Below are 25,369 nucleotides of genomic sequence, written 5' to 3' on the forward strand. Positions count from 1 at the left end.
GTGTTTCTCCCTTGATACTGTTCAGCTTAGTTGCTGTTTGTAGCCTTGCCGTTGATCAAGACACTTTGTAATGCTTTTCGTGCCTGTTGCTTGCGTAACAGCTGCCAGTGCGAGAGGACCGTTTTCGGCGCCCAGATCTGTGGCTCAGAGGCTTCGAAGCCGTCCGCCAATTCACGCTCGGCAACGATGGCCTTGGCCCGTTTGAAGGCCTGTTCGAGGTCATCGGTCTGGTTCAATGCCTGGGCGAACAACGCGTCGCCGAAGTAGGTGAAATTGGCTTCCTCCGAACAGCCGAAGGACACCCGGTCCGCCCGGGAGGCCGTCATGATCAGGGTGCGCTCATCCTTGAGGGCGGGGATGAAACCGCCGGAGTAGCAGGACGAAATCACGATGACCTTGTCGCGGTTTTTCAGCGGGGCGAGGACGGCGGCCATTTCGTCGGCCTGCAGGTCGGCCAGTTCCATGCGTGGCTGGTCGAGTACCAGTTCGTGTTCGCTGGTGCCGTGGCTGGTCAGATAGATGAAGATCAAATCTTCCGGCCCACTGCGCTCGGCCAGGGTCAGGGCGGCGCGGCGCAGGTTTTCCCGGGTGGCCATCGGGCGGTCGCCGAGGTGGTCGCGGTGGTTGACCAGGCGGATCTGGCCGAAAGCGCCAAAACGACTGGCCAGCATGTTGGCCACATAGTCGGACTCGCGCAGGAATACGCTCTGCTTGCCATCACCGCCGAGGGTCAGTGAGTAGAGTTCGACCGTCGGGGTTGAGGCGGGCACGTTGGCCAGCGCTTCTTCGAGCAAGCGCCCCTGTGCCAGCAGGCCGAGCTCCAGCGTATCGGGCAGCAATTTCCCTGTGGAGTCGCGTACGCGCTGGCCGTTGACCCACGTGCCGCTCAGTACCGTCCCGTCCGTCAGCACCAATGTGCCGTGGCCCTGATAACTGTCGTTGTCGAATTGTCCGGTGTAGAAACTGCCGTCCGCCAGGTTCAACCGACCCTGGCCGCTGAAGCGCCAGTCGTTGAAGTGGCCGATGTAATGACTGCCATCGGAGCCGATCAACTCGCCTTTGCCATGGAGCGAGCCTTCCTTGAACTGGCCCAGCCAGACATCGCCGTCCGCGTTTTCGTAACGACCTTTGCCGTGCAGTTGATTGTTCTTGAAGCCGCCGATGTAGATGTCGCCATCGGCACTGTTGAATGTCCCGTTGCCTTCCAGTTGACCGTCGACGAAGTGCCCGGTGAACTGATTGCCGCTGGCGTCGCCGCGCTGGCCTTCGCCGTTGGGTTTGCCGTGGGCGAACTGGCCTTGATAGGAGCTGCCGTCTTCGAGCTCGAGGCGACCCAGTCCCGAATACTGGTCGGCCTTGAATTCGCCGCGGTAGCTCATGCCGTTTTCTTTGAGGGTGCCTTCGCCCGAGCGTCGGCCGGCCTTGAAGCCGCCGTTGTAACTGCTGGCGCTGGTGGTCAGGGTGCCTTGGCCTTCGAACAATCCCTGATTGAATTGGCCGCGATAGACCTCGCCGTTACTGCCGTGCCATTCGCCCTGGCCATGCCACTGACCCTTGTCGAACTCGCCGGCGTACCAGCTGCCGTTCGGGTAGTCGATACGGCCCTGGCCTTGCAGCATTCCATTGACCAGATCGCCGCGATAGCGTCCGCCGTCCGGCAGGCGGGCGTCAGGAGGCAATGGCGATTCGCCGTCGCCGCAAGCGGTGAGCAGCAGGGTCAAGGCAAGGAGTGCAAGTGGGCGCATAGCGGGTTCCGGGCAATTAGGCGACCGAGTATGCCGTAGCCATGTGTCCTTATATAGAGTGAGGCGCAGCGAGACGGTGCGAAACAGCGTGAGCTGCTTCGCATCCGGGAAGGCTTACACGAAGCAGAGCGACAACGGCTCGGCGACATAGGCCGGTTTGTCCGAGCCTTCGATTTCCAGGGTGGCGGTGGCTTTGAGCAACCATTGGCCGGGTTTCTTCTCGTTGACTTCGGTCAGTTCGACCTTCAGGCGCACCCGCGAATCGACCTTGACCGGTTGAATGAAGCGCACGCTGTCCAGTCCATAGTTGACGACCATCTTCAGGCCTTCAGGCATGACGAGGATGTCTTCCATCAGTTTCGGGATCAGCGACAGCGAAAGGAAACCGTGGGCGATGGTGCTGCCAAATGGCGTTTGCGCGGCCTTGACCGGATCAACGTGGATGAACTGAAAATCCCCAGTGGCTTCGGCGAACAGGTTGATGCGGTCCTGATCGATGGTGAGCCATTCGGAACGTCCGAGTTCCTTGCCGATATAATCTTTGAGCTCTGCAACTGGAACATAGGGCATTGAGACTCTCCTTGGGTTCATCGGTTTTATAATTTTCAGGTGGGGGGATTTGAACTCCCGAAATACCACTTTAGATCATCATGGCTAATCGCTCTGGTCAACTGACCATGCTTTTGGCGAATGCCGGCCCATAGCGCAGGCGTGCTTATAATGCCCGGGCCAATGCGGGTGACGGTTTTTTCAGGAGATCAATAATGTTGTTACGGGGCCTGACATGGCTGGTGCTGTTTCAATTGCTGGGCACCGCAATCAATCATTTGTTTTTACCGGTGCTGCCGGGGCCGATCGTGGGGCTTCTGCTGTTGCTGGTGTATCTGATTTGCCGTGGCCAGGTCGGTGAGCCGCTGAACCTCGCGGCCGGCAGTCTGTTGCGTTACCTGCCGTTGCTGCTGGTACCGCCGGCTGTGGGCGTGATGGTGTACGCCGCCGATATCGCGGCCGACTTCTGGGCCATCGTCGGCGCACTGGTGCTGTCGTTGTTGTTGTCGATGGCCTTTGCCGGCGTGCTGATGCAGCGCATGGTCAAGCGCCATGCTCATCCCGAGGATGGCCAATGATCTTCGACTGGCACGGCGCCTGGACGGCGGTCATTCATCATCCCCTGTTCGGGATCGGCATCACTCTCGGCGCCTATCAACTGGTGCTGGCGGCATTCGAGAAAACCCGGTGGATCTTTTTGCAGCCGGTGCTGGTCTCCATGTTGCTGGTGATCGGTGTGTTGGTGGGCTGCGGCCTGACCTACGCCGAGTACCGCAAGAGCACCGAGATTCTCAGCATCCTGCTCGGCCCGGCGACGGTGGCCCTGGCGGTGCCGCTTTATCTGAACCTGCGACGGATTCGACAGTTGTTCTGGCCGATTTTTACTACGCTGGTGATAGGTGGCGTGGTGGCCACGGGGATGGGCGTGTTGCTGGGCTGGTGGTTCGGCGCTGAACACATGATCCTGATGACCATGGCGCCGAAGTCGGTGACCTCGCCGATTGCCATGCTGGTGGCCGAGCAAATCGGTGGCGTCGCGGCGCTGGCGGCGGTGTTTGTATTGATCACCGGCGTGATCGGGGCCATCTTCGGTCCGAGTCTGTTGACCCTGCTCGGCGTGCTCAGTCCCGAAGCGCGGGGCATGGCGTTGGGCATGACCGCCCATGCGGTCGGCACAGCGGTGGCGATGCAGGAAAGTGAAGAATGCGGCGCCTTCGCGGCGCTGGCGATGAGTCTGATGGGTGTGGCCACGGCGGTGTTTCTGCCGTTGGCGGTGTCGATGGTGGTGTGAAGGAAATGTCTATGAGTCTGCCGCTTTTCCCGCTGAACACGGTGCTGTTTCCTGGCTGCATCCTCGATTTGCAGATTTTCGAGGCGCGCTATCTGGACATGATCGGCCGCTGCATGAAGCAGGGCGGCGGCTTCGGTGTGGTGTGCATCCTCGATGGCGAAGAAGTGGGCATTGCCCCGCAGGGCTACGCCCTGGTCGGGTGCGAAGCGCTGATCACCGATTTCAAGCAACAGGACAATGGGCTGTTGGGCATTCGGGTTCAGGGTGGGCGACGGTTCCATGTGTTGCGCACCGAGGTTCAACGGGATCAGTTGACCGTCGCCGAAGTCGAGTGGCTGGAGGATGAGCCGGAACAGCCGTTGCAGGACGAAGACGCCGATTTGGTGGCCTTGCTCAAGGCTCTCGCCGAGCACCCGATGGTCGAGGCCTTGAACATGGGCACCGATGCGACCGGCCAGCAATCACTGGCCAATCAACTGGCGTACCTGTTGCCGTTCGCTGAACTGGACAAGATCGATCTGTTGCAACTCGATGATCCGCAGCAGCGACTGGATGCGATTCAAGCGCTGCTGGATGAGTTGCAGGGCGAACTGTTTGCCTGACTGAAGCAAAAAGATCGCAGCCTGCGGCAGCTCCTGATGCAGGAGCCGCCGCAGGCTGCGATCTTTTGCTGTTGTCAGTACGCGTACCGCAACATCGTATGCGGCAAATGCCTCAGCACGAAGAATCCGAACAATGCCACCAAGGCTGGCAGCACCAGCCACCAGACCTTGGGGGGCAGGGCGCTGAGCGATGTATCGCGCTGAATCAGCCACAGGCTCGCGGCGCAGACACAGGCCGCCAGCATTGCGCCAGCCAATACATCCGTCGGCCAATGCGCACCGAGGTAGACCCGCGAAAGCGAAATCAGCAGCGCCGGCAGGCAGCTCACCAGTAACCAGGTCAGGCGCATGCGAGGCGGTTGTCCGCGTCCCGCCAGGACGGCGAGGGTGAGGAAGAGCGCGAAAGACCCTGACGCATGGCCGCTGGGCATGCTGTAGCTGGTGAGCGGATCGCTCAATACTTCCGGGCGCACGCGGGCGAAAAAGTGCTTGGTTCCGGTATTCGCCAGTGCCGTGAAGAGCAGCGTGCTGCCGGCGAAAATCGCGTGCCGCCATTGGCGCATGAGAAGCAGCAAACCAGTCAGCAGTACACTGAACAGCAGCATGTTGCGGAATTCGCCGATCAGCGTGAAGACCACCGCCACTTCATCCAGCATCGGTTTGCGATGTTCCTGCACCAGTGTCATCACGCCTTGATCGAGTGCGGACAGGTGCGAATAACCGATAAACAGCCCTGCCAGAATCAGCAGGCTCATTCCGGCAATGAACAGCGTTGCGCGGCGATGCCGGCGCAGGCTGCTGGTCGCGCTCAAACCGACCATCACCGCAATGCTGCCGGCAACAACCCCGGCCTGGAGCCAGAAGCCTTCAGGCAACGGCAAGCGGATTGCCGCGCCCGTGGCCCAGCCCGGCATCAGATAAGCCACCGACCAACCCGCGCCGGCCAACAGGCTGACCGCGAAGAAGCGCGGGAAAGGCATGTCGCACATCCCGGCCACCATTGGCAGCATGGGCCGCAGGGGGCCGATAAAACGCCCGACCAGCAGGCTGGCGATACCGTAGCGCTGGAAATAAGACTCGGCCCCGGCGATCCATTCCGGATGATGGCGCAAGCCCGGCAGGCGCCGGATGTTCTGGTGGAAGTGCCGCCCCAGAAAATAAGAAATGACGTCACCCAGCACCCCGGCGACGAAACCCAGCAAAAGCGTCTCGCTGAGCGTCAGCGCGCCACTGCCTGCCAGTACTGCCACGGCGAACAGCAACACCGTGCCGGGAACGATCAGTCCGGCAATCGCCAGGCATTCCACAAAGGCCACCAGGAATACCGCTGCTGCCAGCCATTGCGGGTTGGCCGCCAACCATCCGGTCACGCTATCGAGCCATGGGCCCATAAATCCAACTCCATTTTCATTGGTTGCTCTGTACGAGTTGCCGCAGGCTGCGATCTTTTGCCTTTCAAAAATCAAAAGATCGCAGCCCGCGGCAGCTCCTACGGGATTTTATTCACAGCAGGATGTAATCGCGTCCTTCGACTTGCCCCCGTCGCAACGGGTTTCGCGTGCAATACGGCGCATAAGCCGCATCGACGAAGCGGTACATCAGGTGTTCATCGCGCCCATGGGGGATGCCCAATCGTGTGGTCTGGATGATTTGTGCCGGCGCAGGGCCGACGTCTTCCACCAGCAGCACCTCATGGTCAAAACGCTTGGCATCCCACATCGGCACCTTCAAACCCAGCGATTTGCACAACAAGGTTTGCCCGGCGCAGAGCTTTTGTGACGGGCGAGGATGGCCTTGGGCGTCGGGATTGTTCAACAGCATCTGCGCCAGGCTGGCCGGTCCGCTCAGCTCATCGACCCACGGATAGGCGGATTTGATCAAAACCGCATTGCCCGGACCTTGGGCGCTGAAGTTCAGGGAATCGCCGCCCCGGGCGTAATACATATAGATGTGGCCGCCATCCAGAAACAAAGCCTTACGCTTTTCTGTATAGCCGAGTGACGCATGGCTGCCTTTTTCGGCGCAGTAGTACGCTTCAGTCTCGATGATACGAGCGCTGAGCCACAGGTCGCCGATTCGGTGGCGGATGACCTTTCCCAGCAGATCCCGGGCGAGAACCTGGGCATCGCGGTCGAAAAATGCGTCCGGAAGGCCCGTGGGCAAGCTCGCGGCGGACACACTTACAGTCAGGTTGGACATGATATTCGGCGTTTATCAGGGCTGAATGAGTCGTGATGATAACAATTTGCGGCTTAATCCCGGCTGAACGTCGACAAATCGCGCTCCATTTCGACCATCCGCCCGTCACCGCTGTTAGTCGGAAGGCGCGACAGCTATAATCTGCCGCTTTACTCTTTACCACGACCTTAGCAAAGACCTCGCCCAGACCATGACTGAGTCCGTTCTTGACTACATGACCCGCTTGGGTCGCGCTGCCCGCGAAGCCTCCCGCGTGATCGGCCGTGCCAGCACCGCGCAAAAAAACCGCGCCCTGCAGGCTGCCGCCAACGCGCTGGACGCTGCTCGCGCCGAGCTGACCGCTGCCAATGAGCAGGATCTGGCGGCTGGTCGCGCCAATGGTCTGGAGCCAGCCTTGCTGGAACGCTTGGCGCTGACCCCTGCGCGGATCGACGGCATGATCGTCGGCCTGCGCCAGGTCGCGGCACTGCCGGACCCGGTCGGGGCGATTCGTGACATGAGCTTCCGTCCGTCGGGCATCCAGGTCGGCAAAATGCGTGTTCCGCTGGGCGTGATCGGGATCATCTACGAATCCCGGCCGAACGTGACCATCGATGCCGCCAGCCTGTGTCTGAAATCCGGCAATGCGACCATCCTGCGCGGCGGTTCCGAGGCGATTCACTCCAATCGTGCCATCGCCGCGTGCATTCAGCGTGGTCTGGCCGAAGCGGATTTGCCAGCTGCCGTGGTGCAAGTGGTCGAAACCACGGATCGTGCCGCCGTTGGCGCGCTGATCACCATGCCTGAATACGTCGACGTCATCGTGCCTCGCGGTGGTCGTGGCTTGATCGAGCGTGTCAGCCGCGATGCCCGCGTACCTGTGATCAAGCATCTGGACGGTATCTGCCACGTTTATGTGAGCGAGCACGCCGACCTGGCGAAAGCCCAGCGCATTGCGTTCAACGCCAAGACTTACCGTTATGGCATCTGCGGTGCCATGGAAACGCTGCTGGTCGATCAAACGGTTGCCAAGGATTTTCTGCCGGCGATGGCGGCCCAGTTCCGCGAAAAAGGCGTCGAACTGCGCGGCTGTGAGCGCACTCGGGCGATCATCGAAGCCGTACCGGCCAGTGAAGATGACTGGAACACCGAGTACCTGGCGGCGATTTTGTCGATCCGCGTGGTCGAAGGGCTGGATCAGGCCATCGAGCACATCAACCATTACGGCTCGCACCACACCGATTCGATTGTCAGCGAACACCAGGGCGACACCCGGCGTTTCGTGGCTGAAGTCGACTCGTCGTCGGTGATGATCAACACCCCGACCTGCTTCGCCGATGGCTTTGAATACGGATTGGGTGCCGAGATCGGCATTTCTACTGATAAGCTGCACGCCCGCGGCCCGGTGGGTCTCGAAGGATTGACCTGCGAGAAGTACATCGTGGTCGGCGACGGACAGTTGCGCGGACAGGAGCCGGTCTGACTTGGGCGATCACGACCCGTCAGCCCCGTTGACCGCCAGCGAGCCAGCACCTCGGCGCATTGGCGTGCTGGGCGGAACGTTCGACCCGGTGCACATCGGCCATTTGCGCGGTGCACTGGAAGTCGCCGAAACCCTGGCGCTCGATGAGCTGCGTCTGACACCCAGTGCCAGGCCACCTCATCGGGGTACGCCGCAGGTATCGGCCGAAGACCGTCTGGCGATGGTCGAGTGCGCGGTGGCCGGTGTGGCACCGTTGGTGGTGGATGCCCGCGAATTGCAGCGGGACAAACCGTCCTACACCATTGATACCCTGGAACTGATGCGCGCCGAGCTGGCCGCGCAGGACCAGGTTTTTCTGCTTTTGGGCTGGGACGCATTTTGCGGCCTGCCCACTTGGCACCGCTGGGAAGAGTTGCTCCAGCATTGCCATATCCTGGTGTTGCAACGCCCGGATGCCGACAGCGAACCGCCGGATGCCTTGCGCAACCTGCTGGCAGCGCGCTCGGTGAGCGACCCGCTGGCCCTCAAAGGGCCGAGCGGACAGATTGCATTCGTCTGGCAGACACCGCTCGCGGTATCCGCCACCCAGATCCGTCAACTGCTGGCCAGCGGTAAGTCGGTACGTTTCCTGGTGCCCGACGCGGTCCTGGCCTACATCGATGCGCACGGACTCTACCGTGCGTCGAACTGAATAGGAGTGCCTCAAGGCACGTGGCAACAACGTGTATTGAAGCGCCCGAACAAACGAGCAAAACGAGTTTTATATGACGAACAACGACGTAAACAAAGTTAAGCGTAAAGGCACGTTCAAGAGTGCTCCGCTGCCTGAGAAGGTCCTTGCCGCCGAGCCGCCTAAAGGCGACGAACTGGTCAAGATCGCCGTCGCGGCCCTGGAAGACGTCAAGGCCCAGGACGTGTTGGTCATCGATGTCCGCGACAAGCAGAGCATCACCGACTTCATGATCATCGCCACCGGTACCTCCAACCGCCAGATCGGCGCGATGCTGGACAAGGTCCGCGAAGCGGTCAAAGCCCTGGGCATCAAGCCGCTGGGTGAAGAAGGCAAGGGCGACAGCGACTGGGTGTTGCTGGACATGGATGACGTGATCGTCCACATGATGACCTCCAACGCCCGTCAGTTCTACGACCTGGAGCGCCTGTGGAAAGGTGCCGAGCAGAGCCGTGCCGCTGATGGCAAACACCACAGCCCTGAAGTCGGTCACGAGCATTTCACCAAGCTCAACAAAGACCAGGAATAAGGAACGGCTGTGCGACTGCGACTGATCGCCGTCGGCTCCCGCATGCCCAAGTGGGTGGAAGAAGGCTGGCATGAATATGCCAAGCGTCTTCCGTCCGAGCTGGCGCTGGAACTGGTGGAAATACCGCTCAACACCCGTGGCAAGAACGCCGACGTGGCGCGCTTCATCCGTCAGGAAGGCGAAGCCATGCTGGCCAAGGTCGGGCCGAACGAGCGTGTCGTCACTCTCGAAGTCCATGGCAAGCCCTGGAGTACCGAGCAGCTGGCGGTCGAACTCGATCGCTGGCGGCTGGACTCGCGCACCGTGAACTTCATGGTCGGCGGCCCCGAAGGGCTGGCGCCGGAAGTCTGTGCCCGGGCCGATCAGCGCTGGTCGTTGTCGCCGCTGACATTGCCGCACCCGCTGGTGCGGATTCTGATCGGCGAACAGTTGTACCGTGCCTGGACCGTGCTGTCCGGTCACCCTTACCACAAGTAGTTCTGCCCTCATGTCTCAACCGATCCGCATCAAGGACCACGAAAAAGACGCCCGTCTGGTGCGTGGTCGCGTCGTGTTCGGGGCAATTGCGGTGGTGGTGCTGATCTGCGTGCTGATCGCGCGTTTGTATTTCCTGCAAGTGATCCAGTACGAGTACCACTCGACGCTGTCGGAAAACAACCGCGTCCATGTGCAGCCGATTCCGCCGACTCGCGGTTTGATCTTCGACCGTAATGGCGTGGTGATTGCCGACAACCGGCCCAGCTTCAGCCTGAGCATGACCCGCGAACGTTCCGGCGATTGGCAAAAAGTGCTCGACGTGATCGTCGAAGTGCTGGAGCTGACGCCCGATGATCGGGTGATTTTCGAGAAGCGCATGCGTCAGGGGCGTCGACCATTCGAGCCGGTGCCTATCCTGTTTGAGCTGAGCGAAGAGCAGATCGCCCGGATCGCCGTGAACCAGTTCCGCCTGCCTGGGGTGGAAGTGGTTGCGCAACTGGTGCGTCACTATCCGCAGGGTGCGCACTTCGCGCACTCGGTCGGTTACATGGGGCGGATCAACGAGAAAGAGCTCAAGACCCTCGATCCGGTCAATTACAGCGGCACCCACCACATCGGCAAAACCGGCATCGAGCGCTTCTACGAGCCTGAACTGCACGGCCAGGTGGGCTACGAAGAAGTTGAAACCAACGCTCGCGGCCGCGTATTGCGCGTGCTCAAGCGTACCGATCCGATTCCCGGCAAGGACATTGTCCTGAGCCTGGACATCAAATTGCAGGAAGCCGCCGAAGCGGCGCTGGGCGGTCGTCGTGGTGCGGTGGTTGCGCTGGACCCGAAAACCGGCGAAGTGCTGGCGATGGTCAGCCAGCCGAGTTTCGACCCGAACCTGTTTGTCACCGGCATCAGTTTCAAGGCCTATTCCGAACTGCGTGATTCCATCGACCGGCCGCTCTTCAACCGCGTATTGCGCGGCTTGTACCCGCCGGGTTCGACGATCAAACCAGCGGTGGCGATTGCCGGCCTGGACGCAGGCGTGGTGACGGCGTCGTCCCGGGTGTTCGACCCGGGTTACTACATGCTGCCCAACTACGATCACAAATACCGTAACTGGAACCGCACCGGTGACGGCTTCGTCGACCTCGATACGGCGATCATGCGTTCCAACGACACCTACTTCTATGATCTGGCGCACAAGCTTGGGATCGATCGGCTGTCGGCGTACATGACCAAGTTCGGCATCGGCCAAAAAGTCTCGCTGGACATGTTCGAAGAGTCGCCGGGACTGATGCCGTCCCGCGAATGGAAGCGTGCGACCCGTCGACAGGCGTGGTTCCCGGGTGAAACGCTGATTCTCGGGATCGGCCAGGGCTATATGCAGTCGACCCCGTTGCAACTGGCCCAGGCCACCGCCCTGGTCGCCAACAAAGGCGTCTGGAACCGTCCGCACCTGGCCAAGACCATCGAAGGCGTGAAACCGGTGGATGAGAATCCGGTGCCGGACATCATCCTGCGCGACCCGTCGGACTGGAACAAGGTCAACCATGGCATGCAGCAGGTGATGCACGGTGCCCGCGGTACGGCGCGCAAGGCCGCGATCGGTGCGCAGTACCGGATTGCTGGCAAGTCGGGTACGGCCCAGGTGGTCGCGATCAAGCAGGGCGAGAAGTACGACCGCTCCAAGGTTCAGGAGCGTCATCGCGACCACGCCTTGTTCGTTGGGTTCGCGCCCGCCGATGCCCCGAAAATTGTGGTCTCGGTAATGGTCGAGAACGGTGAGTCCGGTTCCGGGGTCGCAGCGCCAGTGGTACGGCAAATCATGGACGCCTGGCTCCTGGACCAGAACGGCCGGTTGAAGCCTGAATACGCCAGCCCTATCAGCCCTGAGGCAACAGCCCGTGAAGAATAATTTCGATCGCATGCTCTCGAGCGAGGATGTGATGCGTCGTCGTGCGACGCTGTTGCAGCGCCTGCACATCGATGGCCCATTGCTGATCCTGCTGCTGACGCTCGCGGCGGGCAGCCTGTTCGTGCTTTATTCGGCCAGCGGCAAAAGCTGGGACTTGCTGGCCAAACAGGCCACGTCGTTCGGCATCGGCCTGGTGTCGATGATCGTCATCGCCCAGTTCGAACCACGCTTCATGGCCCGCTGGGTTCCGGTGGGTTATGTGCTCGGCGTGCTGTTGCTGGTAGTGGTCGACATCATGGGCCACAACGCCATGGGCGCCACGCGCTGGATCAATATTCCCGGGGTGATCCGTTTCCAGCCTTCGGAGTTCATGAAGATCCTGATGCCGGCGACCATCGCCTGGTACCTGTCCAAGCGCACCTTGCCGCCGCAACTCAAACATGTAGGGGTGAGCCTGTTTCTGATCGGTTTGCCATTCATCCTGATCGTGCGTCAGCCCGACCTCGGCACTTCATTGCTGATTCTGGCGGGGGGCGCCTTCGTGCTGTTCATGGGCGGCCTGCGCTGGCGCTGGATCCTCAGCGTGCTCGCGGCCGCCGTGCCGGTGTCCGTGGCCATGTGGTATTTCGTGATGCACGATTACCAGAAGCAGCGTGTCCTCACGTTCCTCGACCCGGAAAGTGACCCGTTAGGCACGGGGTGGAACATCATCCAGTCCAAAGCCGCCATCGGTTCCGGCGGTGTGTTCGGCAAGGGCTGGCTGCTCGGCACCCAGTCGCACCTGGACTTCCTGCCCGAAAGCCACACCGACTTTATCATCGCCGTGTTGGGTGAAGAGTTCGGTCTGGTGGGCATCTGTGCGCTTCTGCTGATCTACCTGCTGCTGATCGGCCGTGGCCTGGTGATTACCGCCCAGGCCCAGACATTGTTCGGCAAATTGCTCGCGGGCGCTTTGACCATGACGTTTTTTGTTTATGTTTTCGTCAACATCGGTATGGTCAGTGGCCTGTTGCCGGTGGTGGGGGTGCCGTTGCCGTTCATTAGCTACGGAGGAACTTCGCTGGTGACGCTGCTGTCAGCGTTTGGGGTTTTGATGTCGATCCATACCCATCGCAAGTGGATCGCGCAGGTTTGAATAAGGTGAAGATTTCAATGCAAGTAATGCGTGGCTGGGCGACTCGATACGCGCCATGGGTCGGCCTGGTGAGCATCCTTGGCACAATGCAGACAGCATTGGCCGGCGATTACGAAGGTTCACCCCAGGTGGCCGAATTCGTCGGTGAAATGACCCGCGATTACGGGTTCGCCGGTGAACAACTGATGGGTGTGTTCCGCGAAGCCGAGCGCAAACAGTCGATTCTGGATGCCATTTCCAAACCTGCGGAGCGGGTCAAGCAGTGGCATGAATATCGCCCGATGTTCATTACCGACGCGCGCATTGCCCGCGGTGTGGACTTCTGGCGTCAGCACGAAGCGGTGCTGGCGCGCGCCGAGCAGGAATACGGCGTGCCGGCTCAGGTCATCGTCTCGATCATCGGCGTTGAGACCTTTTTCGGGCGCAATACCGGTAATTACCGCGTCATTGATGCCTTGTCGACCCTGGGTTTCGACTATCCTCCCCGTGCCGAATTTTTCCGCAAGGAACTGCGTGAGTTCTTGCTGCTGGCCCGTGAAGAGCAAGTCGATCCGTTGACACTTAAAGGCTCTTACGCCGGTGCGATGGGGTTGCCGCAATTCATGCCGAGCAGTTTCCGCGCTTATGCGGTGGATTTCGACGGCGATGGCCACATCAATATCTGGAACAATCCGGACGATGCCATTGGCAGCGTTGCCAGTTACTTCAAGCGTCACGGCTGGGTCGCCGGCGAACCGGTGGTCAGCCGCGCCGATGCACGCGGCGATCAGGTGGACGAAGGTCTGACCACGGGCATCGAGCCTGTGAAAACCGTTGGGGAGTTGCGAGTCCTGGGGTGGTCAAGTCATGATGCGCTGCGCGATGATATGCCGGTTACGGCTTTCCGGCTGGAAGGCGACAATGGCCCGGAATACTGGATGGGCCTGAAGAATTTCTACGCGATCACGCGTTATAACCGCAGCGTGATGTACGCCATGGCCGTACATCAACTGTCTGAACAACTGGTTCAAGCACGGGGCGTCAAGTAATGCGGGCATTGCCTATGAATAAACCCCTGAGGCTGATGGCATTCGCCGCACTGGGGTTGCTGGTCGCCAGTTGTTCGACCAGTCGTCCGCCTGCCCAGAAGGCTCCCGCTGCCGTGCGTACGACGCCGGGGCTGGACATCAACCGTGCCCACAAGGATGGGGCACCATGGTGGGATGTCGATGTGTCGCGCATCCCGGACGCCACACCGACCTTGCACACCGGCCCTTATAAGGCCAACCCGTACACCGTGCTGGGCAAGACCTACTTTCCGCTGCAAGAGTCCAAGACCTACGTACAGTCGGGTACGGCGTCCTGGTACGGCACCAAGTTCCACGGTCAGAACACCGCCAATGGCGAGGTGTATGACCTGTACGGCATGAGTGCCGCGCACAAGACACTGCCGCTGCCGAGTTATGTTCGGGTGACCAACCTGGACAACAACAAGAGCGTGATCCTGCGCGTCAACGACCGCGGGCCGTTCTACTCGGACCGGATCATCGATTTGTCCTACGCGGCCGCCAAGAAACTCGGTTACGCCGAAACCGGCACCGCGCGGGTCAAGGTCGAAGGCATCGATCCGCAGCAATGGTGGGCGGCCAAGGGCCGTCCGGCGCCGCTGATGCTCAACGAACCGAAAGTCGCGCAGAATAGCGCGCCAGTGATTACGGCCTCGGCCGGCACTGTCGAGCAATGGACTCCGCCGCCGCAGCAACACGCCGCCGCGGTGGTGCCTGTGCCGCTTGACGCAAAAAAAAACGCTTCTGCAGCAGCCTCTGGCCAGTATCTGCAGGTGGGCGCGTTCGCCAACCCGGACGCTGCAGAACTCCTGAGATCGAAGCTCAGCGGGATGGTGAGCGCTCCGGTGTTCATCAGCTCGGTCGTGCGCAACCAGCAGACCCTGCATCGGGTTCGCCTGGGGCCGATCGGCTCGCCGGGTGAAATCCAGCAGGTGCAGAACAGTGTGCGCCTGGCCAACCTCGGTTCGCCAAGTGTTGTGACTGAGTAATACGTTGGACTTGATTGACGGTTCGTCTGCGGTTTTGGGGGGCGGACCAGGTTGTTGACTCGTTGAAGAACAAAAGCCCGGCAAGGGTGACTGGAGTGAGCAACTGAACACGCGATAACCCGTTAGAAGGTTATTTGATTAGTTTTGCCCTAGGGCAGTTTCCATTAGCGATTTCGAGAGACGGATGAACATCACCACCTTTGCCAAACGCCTGTTCCTGTTAGTCCCGCTGCTCCTCTCACCCGCCGCCTTCGCGGTCGAGATGATGCCGTCGCCACCTCAACTGGCCGCCAAAGCCTTCGTGCTGATGGACGCCAGCAGCGGCAACGTGCTGGTCGAGAACAACGGTGACCAGCGTCTGCCGCCAGCCAGCCTGACCAAACTGATGACTGCGTACATCGCGACCCTCGAAATCCGTCGTGGCCAGATCGGTGAAAACGATCCGGTGACCGTCAGCGAAAACGCCTGGCGTACAGGCGGTTCGCGGATGTTCATCAAGGTCGGTTCGCAAGTCACCGTCAGCGACCTGTTGCACGGCATCATCATCCAGTCGGGCAACGACGCCAGTGTTGCGCTCTCCGAGCACATCGCCGGAAGCGAAGACGCGTTCGCCGACATGATGAACAAAACCGCTGGCGACCTGGGTCTGACCAATAGCCACTTCATGAACCCGACCGGTCTGCCAAACCCTGAGCACTACTCGTCGGCTCACGACATGGCCACGCTGGCTCGCGCGATCATTCACGAAGATCCGGCTCACTACGCGATCTACTCGCAGAAAGAGTTCTTCTGGAACGGTATCAAGCAACCGAACCGCAACCTGCTGCTGTGGCGTGACAAGACCGTCGACGGTCTGAAAACCGGTCACACCGACGAAGCGGGCTATTGCCTGGTGTCCTCGGCGGTACGTGATGGCATGCGCCTGATCGCCGTGGTATTCGGTACCAACAGTGACACCGCTCGTGCGGCCGAAACCCAGAAGTTGCTGACCTACGGTTTCCGCTTCTTCGAAACCCAGACCTTCTATCAGAAGGGTGCCGAACTGGCTCAGGCGCCGGTCTGGAAAGGCTCGACCAACCAGGTCAAGGCCGGCCTGGCGCAAGACCTGACCATGACCCTGCCAAAAGGCCAGCTGAAGAAGCTCGCTGCGAGCATGACCATGAACTCGCAACTGATTGCGCCAATCGCCAAGGGCGACGTGATCGGTAAAGTCGAAGTGAAACTGGACGACAAAGTGGTGCACAGCGCCGACCTGATCGCCCTGGACGCTGTCGAGGAGGGTGGTATCTTCCGCCGCATGTGGGATAGCATCCGTCTATTCTTCTACGGCTTGTTCAACTGATAGTGTGCACCTGCAAGGCCCTGCGCTGATCCGGCGCGGGGTTTTGCCGTCGCCACGGCTTACGCTTACGAGGCCGTTACGCCATGACCGATACTGAAGTAAAGGCGCCAAAAATCGAATTCCCTGCCAATGATTACCCGGTTAAGGTGATCAGCGACACCGGCGTGGGTAACAAGGACAGAATCATCGACATCGTCAGCAAGTACGCCAAGATCAATGATGAGCGTATTGACGAGCGCCAGAGCAGCAACGGCAAATACACCACGATTCAGTTGCACATCGTCGCGACCGACCAGGACCAGCTGTACAACATCAACAGCGAACTACGGGCCACCGGTTTCGTGCACATGGTGTTGTGATGTCTGGCACGCTGGGCTTTCGTGAACTCGGCCAGATGGCTTACGAGCCGGTCTGGCACGCCATGCAACGCTTCACCAACGAACGTGGCAGCGATGCCCCCGACGAAATCTGGCTGGTCGAGCACCCGCCTGTGTTTACCCAGGGTCAGGCCGGCAAGGCTGAGCATCTGTTGGTTCCCGGCGATATTCCGGTGGTGCAGGTTGATCGTGGTGGCCAGGTGACTTACCACGGCCCCGGCCAGTTGGTGGCTTATCTGCTGTTGGATGTACGCAAGCTCGGCTTTGGCGTGCGCGATCTGGTCAGCCGGATGGAGCAATGCCTGATCGAGCTGCTGGCCAGTTACGGTGTCACCGCCGCGGCCAAGCCTGACGCGCCGGGTGTCTATGTCAATGGGGCGAAAATCGCTTCCCTGGGTCTACGGATCCGCCACGGTTGTTCCTTTCATGGCCTGGCCCTGAACGTGGACATGAACCTGGAACCGTTTCGACGGATTAATCCCTGCGGCTACGCCGGGCTGGCGATGACCCAGCTGAGCGATCACGCAGGATCGATTGAATTTGCCGAGGTAAGTGCCCGGCTGCGTGCGCAGCTCGTCAAACACCTCGACTATGCTGAGCAGACGACCCTGACGGGCGGAATCGACTGATATGACTACTGATGCAGTGCAAACCATGATCCCGACGCTCGATGTCACCGAGCGCCCGGCCCCGCGTCCCAAGGTTGAAGCCGGCGTCAAGCTGCGCGGCGCCGAGAAGGTTGCACGCATCCCGGTAAAGATCATTCCTACCACCGAACTGCCGAAGAAGCCTGACTGGATTCGCGTACGCATTCCGATTTCGCCGGAAGTCGACCGTATCAAAGCGCTGCTGCGCAAACACAAGTTGCACAGTGTCTGCGAAGAGGCTTCCTGCCCGAACCTGGGCGAATGCTTCTCCGGCGGCACCGCGACCTTCATGATCATGGGTGACATCTGCACCCGTCGCTGCCCGTTCTGTGACGTTGGCCACGGCCGTCCGAAGCCACTGGACGTCAACGAGCCGGAAAGCCTGGCCATCGCCATTGCCGACCTGAAACTGAAATACGTGGTGATCACCTCGGTAGACCGCGACGACCTGCGTGACGGCGGTGCCCAGCACTTCGCCGACTGCATCCGCGAAATCCGCAAATTGTCGCCAAACGTGCAGCTCGAGACCCTGGTCCCGGACTACCGTGGCCGCATGGACATCGCCCTGGAAATCACCGCAGCCGAGCCGCCGGATGTGTTCAACCACAACCTGGAAACCGTGCCGCGCCTGTACAAGGCTGCGCGTCCGGGTTCGGACTACCAGTGGTCGCTGACCCTGCTGCAACGCTTCAAGCAGATGATGCCGCACATTCCGACCAAGTCCGGCCTGATGCTGGGTCTGGGCGAAACCGACGAAGAAGTCATCGAAGTCATGAAGCGCATGCGCGAGCACGACATCGACATGCTGACCCTGGGCCAGTACCTGCAGCCATCCCGCAGCCACTTGCCGGTGCAGCGTTTCGTGCACCCGGACACCTTTGCCTGGTTCGCCGAAGAAGGCTACAAGATGGGCTTCAAGAACGTCGCTTCCGGCCCGTTGGTACGTTCTTCGTACCACGCCGACGAGCAGGCGAAGCTGGTCAAGGCTGAGCTGATGTCGTCCTGATCGACTGTGAAACATAAACGCCCGCAAGGTTTCCAAACCTTGCGGGCGTTTTTTTGCCTTGCCTACGGCGATAGCCGCTTTTTCCTGCAACCTGCGGTGTGACTCAGCCTCTTCTGTTTGTCCCCGTTCCTGACTACTGTGTGCTGAAGATTACGCAGGGAGATTCACGGATGACCGTACGACCGACCCATACCCTTTGTCCTCACGTTCCCGTACCGGCGTTGCCTCCGGAAGGTACGATTGGCGTGATTGCGCCCGCCGGTCCCGCGGCGCTGGACACCGATAAAGCCGTGCAATGGATGCGCGCCCGGGGTTACTCGCTGAAAGTGTTTCCCGGTGTCTACGAGAAAGACGGCTACCTGGCTGGTAGCGATGATGTACGACTCAATGACTTGCATGGCGCATTCGCCGACGATGACGTCAATGCGATCATCTGCCTGCGCGGTGGTTATGGCACGCCCCGGCTGCTCGATCGCGTCGATTTCCGGTTGTTGCGTGACAACGCCAAACCGTTCATTGGCTACAGCGACATCACCGCGCTGCATCTGGCGATCAGCCGCTACGCGGGTTTCGTGACGTTTCATGGGCCATTGCTTAATGCGGATCTGTTGGGCAACAAGCAAAAGCCCACCGAGTCCTCCTTCTTCAACATGCTCAGAGGGCAGGTGAAGGCGGGCAGTGTGCTGACGCACCCGGTGGCCTGCCCATTGAGCACAATCGAGCCAGGCATTGCCCATGGGCGCTTGCTGGGCGGAAACCTGTCGATGATTGCCGCGACCATGGGCACGCCCTACGAGATCGATGCCGAGGGCGTCATCCTGTTCATCGAAGACATCAACGAGCCGCTGTATCGCATCGACCGGTTACTGACCCATTTGCGACTGGCGGGCACGTTACACAAGTTGCGCGGTGTTTTGGTCGGGGATATCGCCGGTGTTGATGTGCCGGCGCTGGAGCGGTTGCTCAAGCAGACCTTCGCGCCGTTGCGGATACCGGTGCTGTCCGGCTGGCGCAGCGGGCATTGCGACCCGAACGTGACGTTGCCGATGGGGGCGTTGGTTCGGTTGGATGCGGGGAAGCAGGAATTGGTGTTGGAGCAGGAAGTGGTGATCAGGTAAGAACTTGAGACCGTAAAAAGATCGCAGCCTTCGGCAGCTCCTACAGGGGATTTTAACGCTCGTAGGAGCTGCCGAAGGCTGCGATCTTTTGCTTTTAGCGGTTGCGTAACCCTTCGAGCAACTTGTGCGTCGGGTATCCATCCGCCGGCCAGCCAAACGACTGTTGGGCGCTGCGGATGGCCTTGCGCGTGTTGGCGCCAATGATGCCGTCGGCGGTGCCTGCGTCGTAGTTCTGGGCACTCAACAGGTTTTGCAGTTCGATCCGTTCGGTGCGGCTCAGTGGCAAGTCATCTTTAGGCCATGTACCGCTGATCAAGCCTGCACCATTGAACCGTTCGGACAACAGGCTCACCCCCAGGGCATAGGACGACGAGTTGTTGTACTTGAGAATCGCACGGAAGTTGTCGAGCACCAGGAAGGCCGGGCCGCGATAGCCGGCCGGCAGCAACAGGGCCGCGGACAATTGCTCTGTGCCGGCCGGGACCTGGCCGCCATTGGGCATCATGACGCCCAGTTGGCGCCATTCGGCGACAGTCTTGCGAATCGTGCCATCGGCCAGCACGTAGTTGAAACCGTTCGGCAGTTGGACTTCAAAGCCCCATGGCTGGCCTCTCTGCCAGCCGGAGCTTTGCAGGTAATGCGCGGTCGAGGCCAAGGCATCAGCCGAACTGCCCCAGATATCGCGGCGACCATCGCCATCGAAATCCACGGCGTGGGTGTTGTAGGTGGTCGGGATAAATTGGGTCTGGCCCATCGCACCGGCCCAGGAGCCCAGCATCTTCTCGGGTTCGATGTCGCCTTGCTGCAGGATTTGCAGGGCGGCGATCAATTGCGCATGGGCGAAGCCAGGGCGGCGGCCTTCATAGGCCAGGGTTGCCAGTGAGTTGATCACCGATTTGTTGCCCTGGAACTGGCCGAAGTTGCTCTCCATGCCCCATACCGCCACCAGTGCCTGGCGATCGACGCCATAGCGCTGCTCGATGCTTTGCAGGACGTCGGCGTATTGGTTGACCAGCGCCTGACCTTTGCGCACACGCAAGGGCGACAGGGCGCCGTCGAGGTATTCCCACACCGGTTTTGCGAATTCCGGTTGGCTGCGATCGGCACGGATCACACTGGGGTCGATGCTGACATTGGCGAAAGCGCGATCAAACAGATCGGCGCGGATACCCGCGGCCAGGGCATCCTTGCGGAAACCCGCCTGCCATTCGGCGAAGGTCTGGGTCGGCTGGATGTCGATGTTCTCACCGGTCGGAACCACTGGCGGAACAACCGCCGGGGCCGTGGCAACGGGCGACGTCTGGAGGGGTTGAGCGTCGGCGGCGGTCGGTTTTTCCGCGCAGGCGACAAGCAAAACAAGGCTGGAGGCAGCAATCAATTGGCGCAGGTGCCAGCGATGGGGAAGACAAAAGGGCATGCACAGGTCCAGGGAAAACGATTCAGGTACAGACCTTAACATGTAGAGGGGGTGTTCTGCTTTAAGCAGCCAGAAAGTAAGAAGCCTCCCAGCTATTAGACTGGAAGGCTTCGCGGCGGTAGCTGCCTTTGCCCTTGCCGGCGCGTTCCTGACGGCTGCGGAACAGTGGCTGGGCGACGATGGATTTGGCCTTGTTGGGGCCATGCGTTGATGGCTTTTTGCTCATGATGATTTCTCGCAAGTGAGTGGTTTTTGCGGGGCAAATCATCGGCTGAAGCAGAGGATCTGTCTATAGGGGCGATGGATGTGGATTTTGTAAGAAATAAGATCAAAAAATCGCAGCCTTCGGCAGCTCCTACGCAGGATCGCGTGTCAATCTGTAGGAGCTGCAGAAGGCGGCGATCCCTTGATCTTACTCGGCAGGCAACGCCAATTTTTGCCCAGCCATCAACAACGTCAAACGGCTCAAGCTCATCCATGGCGAACCGGCGGCCTGACCTTTGATCTGGGCGTCAATGCGTTGCGCTTCCAGCAACAACTGCGCCCAGCGTTGCGCCGAGTAGCGTTGCAGGGCTTTGCTCATCAGTGGTTTGCGCTTGTCCCAGACAGGTGGTTTGGCCTGGCTGAAGGCTTTGTCCAGCGGCGTGCCCTGACTGTATTGCAGCGAAATGTTGGCCAGCTGGCGCAGTTCGCGGGCCAGGGCCCAGAGAATCACCGGTGGCTCGACACCCTCACCGCGCAACCCTTCAAGCATGCGCAAGGCATGGGCCGCTTCGCCGTTGAGGATCGCATCGGTCAAGCCGAACACGTCGAAGCGCGCACTGTCGGCCACGGCGGCCTGCACGGTTTCAACGGTGATCTGGCCACCTTCGGCCATCAGCTTGAGTTTCTCGATTTCCTGGGCAGCGGCCAGCAGGTTGCCTTCTACCCGCGCAGCAATCAGCTCAACGGCATCCTGGTTCGCAGAAAGCCCGGCCTGGGACAGGCGCTGACGGATCCAACTCGGTAGCTGGCTGACATCCACCGGCCAGATCTGCACGAACTGGGTTTGCTGGCCTTCGACCAGTGCCTTGCCCCACTTGGTTTTCTGCGCGCTGCCGTCAAGCTTCGGCAAGCTGATCAGCAACAGGGTGTCTTCGGCCGGCCGCGAGCAGTACTCGATAAGTGCTGCTGCACCTTTGTCACCGGGCTTGCCGGAAGGCAGACGCAGTTCCAGCAAACGCTTTTCGGCGAACAGCGACATGCTGGCACCGGCTTGCAGCAACGTACCCCAGTCGAAACTGGCATCGGCGGCAAACACCTGGCGCTCATCAAAGCCTTGTTGGCGAGCGGCCGAGCGAATGGCGTCGGCGGCCTCCTGACACAGCAACGGGTCATCGCCGCTGATGATGTAGACCGGCGCAAGGGCACCTTGCAAGTGTTTGGCGAGTTGGGCGGGGGCGAGTTTCATAATAGAGGGCGAACGGGGCGCCTGAGCGCCCCGTAAGTCTTACTGCTGCGGCAGTTCGATGGGCGACTGACGCGGTGTTTGCGCTTCAGCCTTTTGCGCCGCTTCCAGTGCAGCGGCTTCTGCCTTGGCCTTGGCTTCGGCAGTCTGCTCCAATTGGTCCAGCTGGGCTGGCGTCAATTGTTGCAGGCGCAACATCATGCGCTGAACCAGCTCACGACGGGTTTCCGTTTTGGCGGTTACGGCTTCCTGGTCGGAGCCCGCCAGGTTGTTACCGTCGTGGAGGAAGATTTTTTGCACTTCAAGCTTGTCGCTGATCAACGGCAGGTTGCCCTGACCACGGATGTCGTATTTCAACACCGTGGTGATCTGGTACTCGCCCGTACGGCCAGCCCCGGCGTAGCTGAGGATGCGCTGGCTTTCCTGCTCATCGGTCAACACCAGTTTGTAGGGGGCGCCGGTGTAGACCTTGACGCCGCTGTTTGTCAGCACCTGACGCAGTTGCGTCACGGTCTCGCCGTAGGCGTTACGGGCGCTCAGGTCGAGTTCCTTGATTGCCAGTTCGTTGGTGCCGGTGCCGCGCAGTTGGAAACCGCAGGCGCTCAACAGGACCGCGAGGCCCATCACCAGCAAATTGCGTTTGATCATCTTGTTGCTCCCCTTGAAACCATGTGGGCCGATCGAGCGGCCCGAAAGGTTTTACTCGGCGCCAGGCGTACCTGGCGCCTGCTCCAATTAGCTGGCGACGATATTGACCAGTTTCCCGGGCACTACGATCACTTTACGAATGGTCAGGCCGTCGACAAAACGCAGTACGTTTTCGTTGGCGCGAGCGGCCGCTTCGACCTCTTCGCGGCTGGCGCTGGCCGGCATTTCGATGTGACCACGCAGTTTGCCGTTGACCTGGATCACCAGCTGCAAGCTGTCTTGCACCAGAGCGGTTTCGTCCACCACCGGCCAGCTCGCGTCGATCACCGGCTCAGCGTGACCCAGCTGATGCCACAGCTCATGGCTGATGTGCGGGGTGATCGGAGCCAGCAGCAGCGTGACGGCTTCCAGACCTTCGTGAACCAGCGCTCGATCCTGTTCGGTGCCTTGCGCGGCTTTTTCCAGCACGTTCATCAGCGTCATCACCTGAGCGATGGCGGTGTTGAATTTGTGGTTCTGGCCGACGTCGTGGCTGGCTTGCTTGATGGCCAGGTGGATCGAGCGGCGAACGGCTTTCTGCTCGTCGTTCAGGCCGGCAACGTCCAGTTTGCCCGGCAGGCCCTGAGTGACGTGTGCTTGAGCCAGACGCCAGACGCGCTTGAGGAAACGGTGCGAACCCTCTACGCCGGAGTCGGACCATTCCGCGCTCATGTCAGGCGGCGAGGCGAACATCATGAACAGACGGCAGGTGTCTGCGCCGAACTGATCGATCATCGACTGTGGGTCGACGCCGTTGTTCTTCGACTTGGCCATCTTCTCGGTGCCGCCGATTTCCACCGGCAAGCCATCGGCGATCAGCTTGGCGCTGATGACCTTGGCCTTGCTGTCGCGCTCAAGTTCGACGTCCGCCGGGTTGAACCAGGTGAAGGCGCCGTTGGCTTCACGACGATAGTAAGTCTCGGCGATCACCATGCCCTGGGTCAGCAGGTTCTTGAACGGCTCGTTGGAGCTCACCAGGCCTTCGTCGCGCATCAGCTTGTGGAAGAAGCGCGCGTAGAGCAGGTGCAGGATCGCGTGTTCGATACCGCCGATGTACTGATCCACCGGCAACCAGTGGTCGGCCGCCGATTTTTCTACCAGGCCGCCTTCGAAGTGCGGGGAGGCGTAGCGGGCGTAGTACCACGAGGACTCGACGAAAGTGTCCATGGTGTCGGTTTCACGCTTGGCAGGCTGGCCGCATTTCGGGCAGCTGCACTCGTAGAACTCGGGCATGCGTGCCAGTGGCGAACCGGCGCCATCGGGTACGACGTCTTCCGGCAGCACGACAGGCAGTTGATCTTCCGGTACCGGTACGTCACCGCAGGTTTGGCAGTGGATGATCGGGATCGGGCAGCCCCAGTAGCGCTGGCGGCTGATGCCCCAGTCGCGCAGACGGAATTGGGTGCGCGAGGCGCCCAGTTCTTTCTTGATCAGCGCGACTTCAATGGCGTCGAACGCGCCGGCGAAGTCCAGGCCGTCGAACTCGCCGGAATTGATCAGCGTGCCGTGCTCGCCGTAGGCGTCTTGCCATGGCGTCGGGTTGGTGTCACCGGAACTGGTGCGCACCACCGATTTGACCGGCAGGTTGTACTTGTGGGCGAATTCGAAATCGCGCTCGTCGTGAGCCGGTACAGCCATGACCGCGCCGTCGCCGTAGTGGATCAATACGTAGTTGGCGACCCACACCGGCAACTTTTCACCGGTCAGCGGGTGTTCGACGAACAGGCCGGTCGGCAGGCCTTTTTTCTCCTGGGTAGCGACGTCGGCTTCAGCCACGCTGCCGCTCTTGCATTCAGCGATGAACGCTTGCAGCTCAGGATTGTTCTGCGCAGCCAGGGTGGCCAGGTGGTGCTCGGCGGCCACGGCAACGTAGGTTGCGCCCATCAGGGTGTCCGGACGGGTGGTGAAGACTTTGAGCGCGCCGGTTTCGCCGATGGAATCGACGTTGTACGGGAACTGCACTTCCATGCCGCGGGACTTGCCGATCCAGTTGCGCTGCATGGTCTTGACCTGTTCAGGCCAGCCAGTCAGTTCGTCGAGGCTCTCCAGCAGCTCATCCGCGTACGCGGTGATCTTGAAGTAGTACATCGGGATTTCGCGCTTTTCGATCAGCGCGCCGGAACGCCAGCCGCGACCGTCGATCACCTGTTCGTTGGCCAGAACGGTCTGGTCGACCGGGTCCCAGTTCACGGTGCCGCTTTTTTTGTAGATCACGCCTTTTTCGAACAGGCGGGTGAACAGCCATTGTTCCCAGCGATAGTAATCAGGCTTGCAGGTGGTCACTTCGCGCGACCAGTCCACCGCCAGGCCCAGGCTGCGCAGCTGGGACTTCATGTAGGCGATGTTTTCGTAGGTCCACTTGGCGGGCGCTACGTTGTTCTTCATCGCGGCGTTTTCCGCCGGCATGCCGAACGCGTCCCAACCCATCGGTTGCAGAACGTTTTTGCCTTGCATGCGCTGGTAGCGGGAGATCACGTCGCCGATGGTGTAGTTGCGCACGTGCCCCATGTGTAGCTTGCCGCTGGGGTAAGGGAACATCGACAGGCAGTAGTAGGTCTCCTTGCCTGGCTGTTCACTGACTTCAAAGGACTTTTGCTCGTCCCAGAATGACTGGGCGGCGGCTTCGATTTCACGGGGCTGATATTGTTCGTGCATGGCTACTTTTGAA

25 protein-coding genes are annotated in these 25,369 nt (G+C 60.4%); 16 read left to right on the top strand and 9 right to left on the bottom strand.

Features of this window, described 5'->3' with window-relative positions:
- Positions 1-26 precede the first annotated feature (26 nt).
- Together CKW15_RS15475 and CKW15_RS15480 are read right to left on the bottom strand one after the other, a co-directional pair.
- On the bottom strand, positions 27-1,745 hold the full coding sequence (locus CKW15_RS15475; protein ID WP_095057267.1) for a C13 family peptidase: 1,719 nt from the start codon (positions 1,743-1,745) through the stop codon (positions 27-29).
- A gap of 114 nt (positions 1,746-1,859) precedes the next feature.
- Entirely contained in the window at positions 1,860-2,315 is a 456-nt protein-coding gene (locus CKW15_RS15480; protein WP_095057266.1) for a MaoC family dehydratase, read from the bottom strand.
- A gap of 194 nt (positions 2,316-2,509) precedes the next feature.
- On the opposite strand from CKW15_RS15480, the gene CKW15_RS15485 reads away from it, so the two are divergent.
- Genes CKW15_RS15485 through CKW15_RS15495 form a run of 3 tightly spaced genes read left to right on the top strand, consistent with a single transcriptional unit; the run spans position 2,510 to position 4,187 of the window.
- Entirely contained in the window at positions 2,510-2,872 is a 363-nt protein-coding gene (locus CKW15_RS15485; RefSeq protein ID WP_095057265.1) for a CidA/LrgA family protein, read from the top strand.
- Positions 2,869-3,585, top strand: a complete 717-nt coding sequence (locus CKW15_RS15490) for an LrgB family protein (RefSeq protein ID WP_095057264.1) — start codon at positions 2,869-2,871, stop codon at positions 3,583-3,585. Before CKW15_RS15485 ends, CKW15_RS15490 begins: the two co-directional genes overlap by 4 nt.
- A gap of 11 nt (positions 3,586-3,596) precedes the next feature.
- Entirely contained in the window at positions 3,597-4,187 is a 591-nt protein-coding gene (locus CKW15_RS15495; RefSeq protein WP_095057263.1) for an LON peptidase substrate-binding domain-containing protein, read from the top strand.
- 74 nt (positions 4,188-4,261) lie between these two features.
- Here CKW15_RS15495 and CKW15_RS15500 read toward each other — a convergent pair whose 3' ends face one another.
- The gene (locus CKW15_RS15500; protein ID WP_095057262.1) at positions 4,262-5,578 is read right to left on the bottom strand and encodes a bifunctional DedA family/phosphatase PAP2 family protein; all 1,317 of its coding nucleotides are present in this window, start codon (positions 5,576-5,578) and stop codon (positions 4,262-4,264) included.
- A 112-nt stretch (positions 5,579-5,690) separates the two neighbouring features.
- Positions 5,691-6,386, bottom strand: a complete 696-nt coding sequence (locus tag CKW15_RS15505) for a DNA-3-methyladenine glycosylase (RefSeq protein WP_095057261.1) — start codon at positions 6,384-6,386, stop codon at positions 5,691-5,693.
- 190 nt (positions 6,387-6,576) lie between these two features.
- On the opposite strand from CKW15_RS15505, the gene CKW15_RS15510 reads away from it, so the two are divergent.
- From CKW15_RS15510 to CKW15_RS15570, 13 genes are all read left to right on the top strand, one after another.
- Complete coding sequence (locus CKW15_RS15510; protein WP_095057260.1) at positions 6,577-7,848, top strand: glutamate-5-semialdehyde dehydrogenase; 1,272 nt, start codon at positions 6,577-6,579, stop codon at positions 7,846-7,848.
- 1 nt (position 7,849) lies between these two features.
- Complete coding sequence (gene nadD / locus CKW15_RS15515) at positions 7,850-8,539, top strand: nicotinate-nucleotide adenylyltransferase (protein WP_095057259.1); 690 nt, start codon at positions 7,850-7,852, stop codon at positions 8,537-8,539.
- Positions 8,540-8,612: 73 nt separating this feature from the next.
- Complete coding sequence (gene rsfS / locus CKW15_RS15520) at positions 8,613-9,107, top strand: ribosome silencing factor (protein WP_095057258.1); 495 nt, start codon at positions 8,613-8,615, stop codon at positions 9,105-9,107.
- A gap of 9 nt (positions 9,108-9,116) precedes the next feature.
- Positions 9,117-9,584: a 23S rRNA (pseudouridine(1915)-N(3))-methyltransferase RlmH gene (gene rlmH / locus CKW15_RS15525; RefSeq protein WP_007937439.1), complete on the top strand. Its 468-nt coding sequence runs from the start codon at positions 9,117-9,119 to the stop codon at positions 9,582-9,584.
- 10 nt (positions 9,585-9,594) lie between these two features.
- Entirely contained in the window at positions 9,595-11,490 is a 1,896-nt protein-coding gene (mrdA, locus tag CKW15_RS15530; protein ID WP_095152362.1) for a penicillin-binding protein 2, read from the top strand.
- Between the two features lie 31 nt (positions 11,491-11,521).
- Positions 11,522-12,625 carry a rod shape-determining protein RodA gene (rodA, locus tag CKW15_RS15535; protein ID WP_177408788.1) on the top strand — a complete coding sequence of 368 codons (1,104 nt, stop codon included), beginning with the start codon at positions 11,522-11,524 and terminating at the stop codon, positions 12,623-12,625.
- 17 nt (positions 12,626-12,642) lie between these two features.
- Positions 12,643-13,653 carry a lytic murein transglycosylase B gene (gene mltB / locus CKW15_RS15540; protein WP_095057255.1) on the top strand — a complete coding sequence of 337 codons (1,011 nt, stop codon included), beginning with the start codon at positions 12,643-12,645 and terminating at the stop codon, positions 13,651-13,653.
- Entirely contained in the window at positions 13,653-14,660 is a 1,008-nt protein-coding gene (locus tag CKW15_RS15545) for a septal ring lytic transglycosylase RlpA family protein (protein ID WP_095057254.1), read from the top strand. Before mltB ends, CKW15_RS15545 begins: the two co-directional genes overlap by 1 nt.
- A gap of 184 nt (positions 14,661-14,844) precedes the next feature.
- Positions 14,845-16,002 carry a D-alanyl-D-alanine carboxypeptidase family protein gene (locus CKW15_RS15550; RefSeq protein ID WP_095152363.1) on the top strand — a complete coding sequence of 386 codons (1,158 nt, stop codon included), beginning with the start codon at positions 14,845-14,847 and terminating at the stop codon, positions 16,000-16,002.
- 83 nt (positions 16,003-16,085) lie between these two features.
- The gene (locus tag CKW15_RS15555) at positions 16,086-16,361 is read left to right on the top strand and encodes a DUF493 domain-containing protein (protein WP_056728855.1); all 276 of its coding nucleotides are present in this window, start codon (positions 16,086-16,088) and stop codon (positions 16,359-16,361) included.
- Positions 16,361-17,008: a lipoyl(octanoyl) transferase LipB gene (gene lipB / locus CKW15_RS15560; RefSeq protein ID WP_095057252.1), complete on the top strand. Its 648-nt coding sequence runs from the start codon at positions 16,361-16,363 to the stop codon at positions 17,006-17,008. Before CKW15_RS15555 ends, lipB begins: the two co-directional genes overlap by 1 nt.
- Positions 17,009-17,033: 25 nt before the next feature.
- A complete protein-coding gene (gene lipA, locus CKW15_RS15565) occupies positions 17,034-18,032 on the top strand; it encodes a lipoyl synthase (protein WP_177408787.1) in 999 nt (332 codons plus the stop codon).
- 170 nt (positions 18,033-18,202) lie between these two features.
- A complete protein-coding gene (locus CKW15_RS15570; RefSeq protein WP_095057250.1) occupies positions 18,203-19,150 on the top strand; it encodes an LD-carboxypeptidase in 948 nt (315 codons plus the stop codon).
- A 94-nt stretch (positions 19,151-19,244) separates the two neighbouring features.
- Here the strand turns inward: CKW15_RS15570 and CKW15_RS15575 are convergent, their stop codons facing one another.
- The 5 genes from CKW15_RS15575 to leuS all read right to left on the bottom strand — a co-directional run bounded on the left by CKW15_RS15575 (position 19,245) and on the right by leuS (position 25,356).
- A complete protein-coding gene (locus tag CKW15_RS15575) occupies positions 19,245-20,567 on the bottom strand; it encodes a lytic murein transglycosylase (RefSeq protein ID WP_095057249.1) in 1,323 nt (440 codons plus the stop codon).
- 61 nt (positions 20,568-20,628) lie between these two features.
- Entirely contained in the window at positions 20,629-20,793 is a 165-nt protein-coding gene (gene arfA / locus CKW15_RS15580) for an alternative ribosome rescue factor ArfA (RefSeq protein WP_095057248.1), read from the bottom strand.
- 186 nt (positions 20,794-20,979) lie between these two features.
- On the bottom strand, positions 20,980-22,017 hold the full coding sequence (holA, locus tag CKW15_RS15585) for a DNA polymerase III subunit delta (RefSeq protein ID WP_095057247.1): 1,038 nt from the start codon (positions 22,015-22,017) through the stop codon (positions 20,980-20,982).
- Between the two features lie 39 nt (positions 22,018-22,056).
- Entirely contained in the window at positions 22,057-22,662 is a 606-nt protein-coding gene (gene lptE / locus CKW15_RS15590) for an LPS assembly lipoprotein LptE (RefSeq protein WP_095057246.1), read from the bottom strand.
- An 87-nt stretch (positions 22,663-22,749) separates the two neighbouring features.
- Entirely contained in the window at positions 22,750-25,356 is a 2,607-nt protein-coding gene (leuS, locus tag CKW15_RS15595; RefSeq protein WP_095057245.1) for a leucine--tRNA ligase, read from the bottom strand.
- Between the last annotated feature and the right edge of the window lie 13 nt (positions 25,357-25,369).

It is taken from the genome of Pseudomonas sp. Irchel s3b5 (genome assembly GCF_900187435.1).
Lineage (GTDB): Bacteria > Pseudomonadota > Gammaproteobacteria > Pseudomonadales > Pseudomonadaceae > Aquipseudomonas.

Excerpts from the sequence above, each read along its gene's own strand:
- CKW15_RS15475 (WP_095057267.1), bottom strand. The coding sequence starts at position 1,745 with ATGCGCCCACTTGCACTCCTTGCCTTGACCCTGCTGCTCACCGCTTGC.
- CKW15_RS15480 (WP_095057266.1), bottom strand. The coding sequence starts at position 2,315 with ATGCCCTATGTTCCAGTTGCAGAGCTCAAAGATTATATCGGCAAGGAA.
- CKW15_RS15485 (WP_095057265.1), top strand. The coding sequence starts at position 2,510 with ATGTTGTTACGGGGCCTGACATGGCTGGTGCTGTTTCAATTGCTGGGC.
- CKW15_RS15490 (WP_095057264.1), top strand. The coding sequence starts at position 2,869 with ATGATCTTCGACTGGCACGGCGCCTGGACGGCGGTCATTCATCATCCC.
- CKW15_RS15495 (WP_095057263.1), top strand. The coding sequence starts at position 3,597 with ATGAGTCTGCCGCTTTTCCCGCTGAACACGGTGCTGTTTCCTGGCTGC.
- CKW15_RS15500 (WP_095057262.1), bottom strand. The coding sequence starts at position 5,578 with ATGGGCCCATGGCTCGATAGCGTGACCGGATGGTTGGCGGCCAACCCG.
- CKW15_RS15505 (WP_095057261.1), bottom strand. The coding sequence starts at position 6,386 with ATGTCCAACCTGACTGTAAGTGTGTCCGCCGCGAGCTTGCCCACGGGC.
- CKW15_RS15510 (WP_095057260.1), top strand. The coding sequence starts at position 6,577 with ATGACTGAGTCCGTTCTTGACTACATGACCCGCTTGGGTCGCGCTGCC.
- rsfS (WP_095057258.1), top strand. The coding sequence starts at position 8,613 with ATGACGAACAACGACGTAAACAAAGTTAAGCGTAAAGGCACGTTCAAG.
- mrdA (WP_095152362.1), top strand. The coding sequence starts at position 9,595 with ATGTCTCAACCGATCCGCATCAAGGACCACGAAAAAGACGCCCGTCTG.
- rodA (WP_177408788.1), top strand. The coding sequence starts at position 11,522 with ATGCGTCGTCGTGCGACGCTGTTGCAGCGCCTGCACATCGATGGCCCA.
- mltB (WP_095057255.1), top strand. The coding sequence starts at position 12,643 with ATGCAAGTAATGCGTGGCTGGGCGACTCGATACGCGCCATGGGTCGGC.
- CKW15_RS15545 (WP_095057254.1), top strand. The coding sequence starts at position 13,653 with ATGCGGGCATTGCCTATGAATAAACCCCTGAGGCTGATGGCATTCGCC.
- CKW15_RS15550 (WP_095152363.1), top strand. The coding sequence starts at position 14,845 with ATGAACATCACCACCTTTGCCAAACGCCTGTTCCTGTTAGTCCCGCTG.
- CKW15_RS15555 (WP_056728855.1), top strand. The coding sequence starts at position 16,086 with ATGACCGATACTGAAGTAAAGGCGCCAAAAATCGAATTCCCTGCCAAT.
- lipB (WP_095057252.1), top strand. The coding sequence starts at position 16,361 with ATGTCTGGCACGCTGGGCTTTCGTGAACTCGGCCAGATGGCTTACGAG.
- lipA (WP_177408787.1), top strand. The coding sequence starts at position 17,034 with ATGATCCCGACGCTCGATGTCACCGAGCGCCCGGCCCCGCGTCCCAAG.
- CKW15_RS15570 (WP_095057250.1), top strand. The coding sequence starts at position 18,203 with ATGACCGTACGACCGACCCATACCCTTTGTCCTCACGTTCCCGTACCG.
- CKW15_RS15575 (WP_095057249.1), bottom strand. The coding sequence starts at position 20,567 with ATGCCCTTTTGTCTTCCCCATCGCTGGCACCTGCGCCAATTGATTGCT.
- arfA (WP_095057248.1), bottom strand. The coding sequence starts at position 20,793 with ATGAGCAAAAAGCCATCAACGCATGGCCCCAACAAGGCCAAATCCATC.
- holA (WP_095057247.1), bottom strand. The coding sequence starts at position 22,017 with ATGAAACTCGCCCCCGCCCAACTCGCCAAACACTTGCAAGGTGCCCTT.
- lptE (WP_095057246.1), bottom strand. The coding sequence starts at position 22,662 with ATGATCAAACGCAATTTGCTGGTGATGGGCCTCGCGGTCCTGTTGAGC.
- leuS (WP_095057245.1), bottom strand. The coding sequence starts at position 25,356 with ATGCACGAACAATATCAGCCCCGTGAAATCGAAGCCGCCGCCCAGTCA.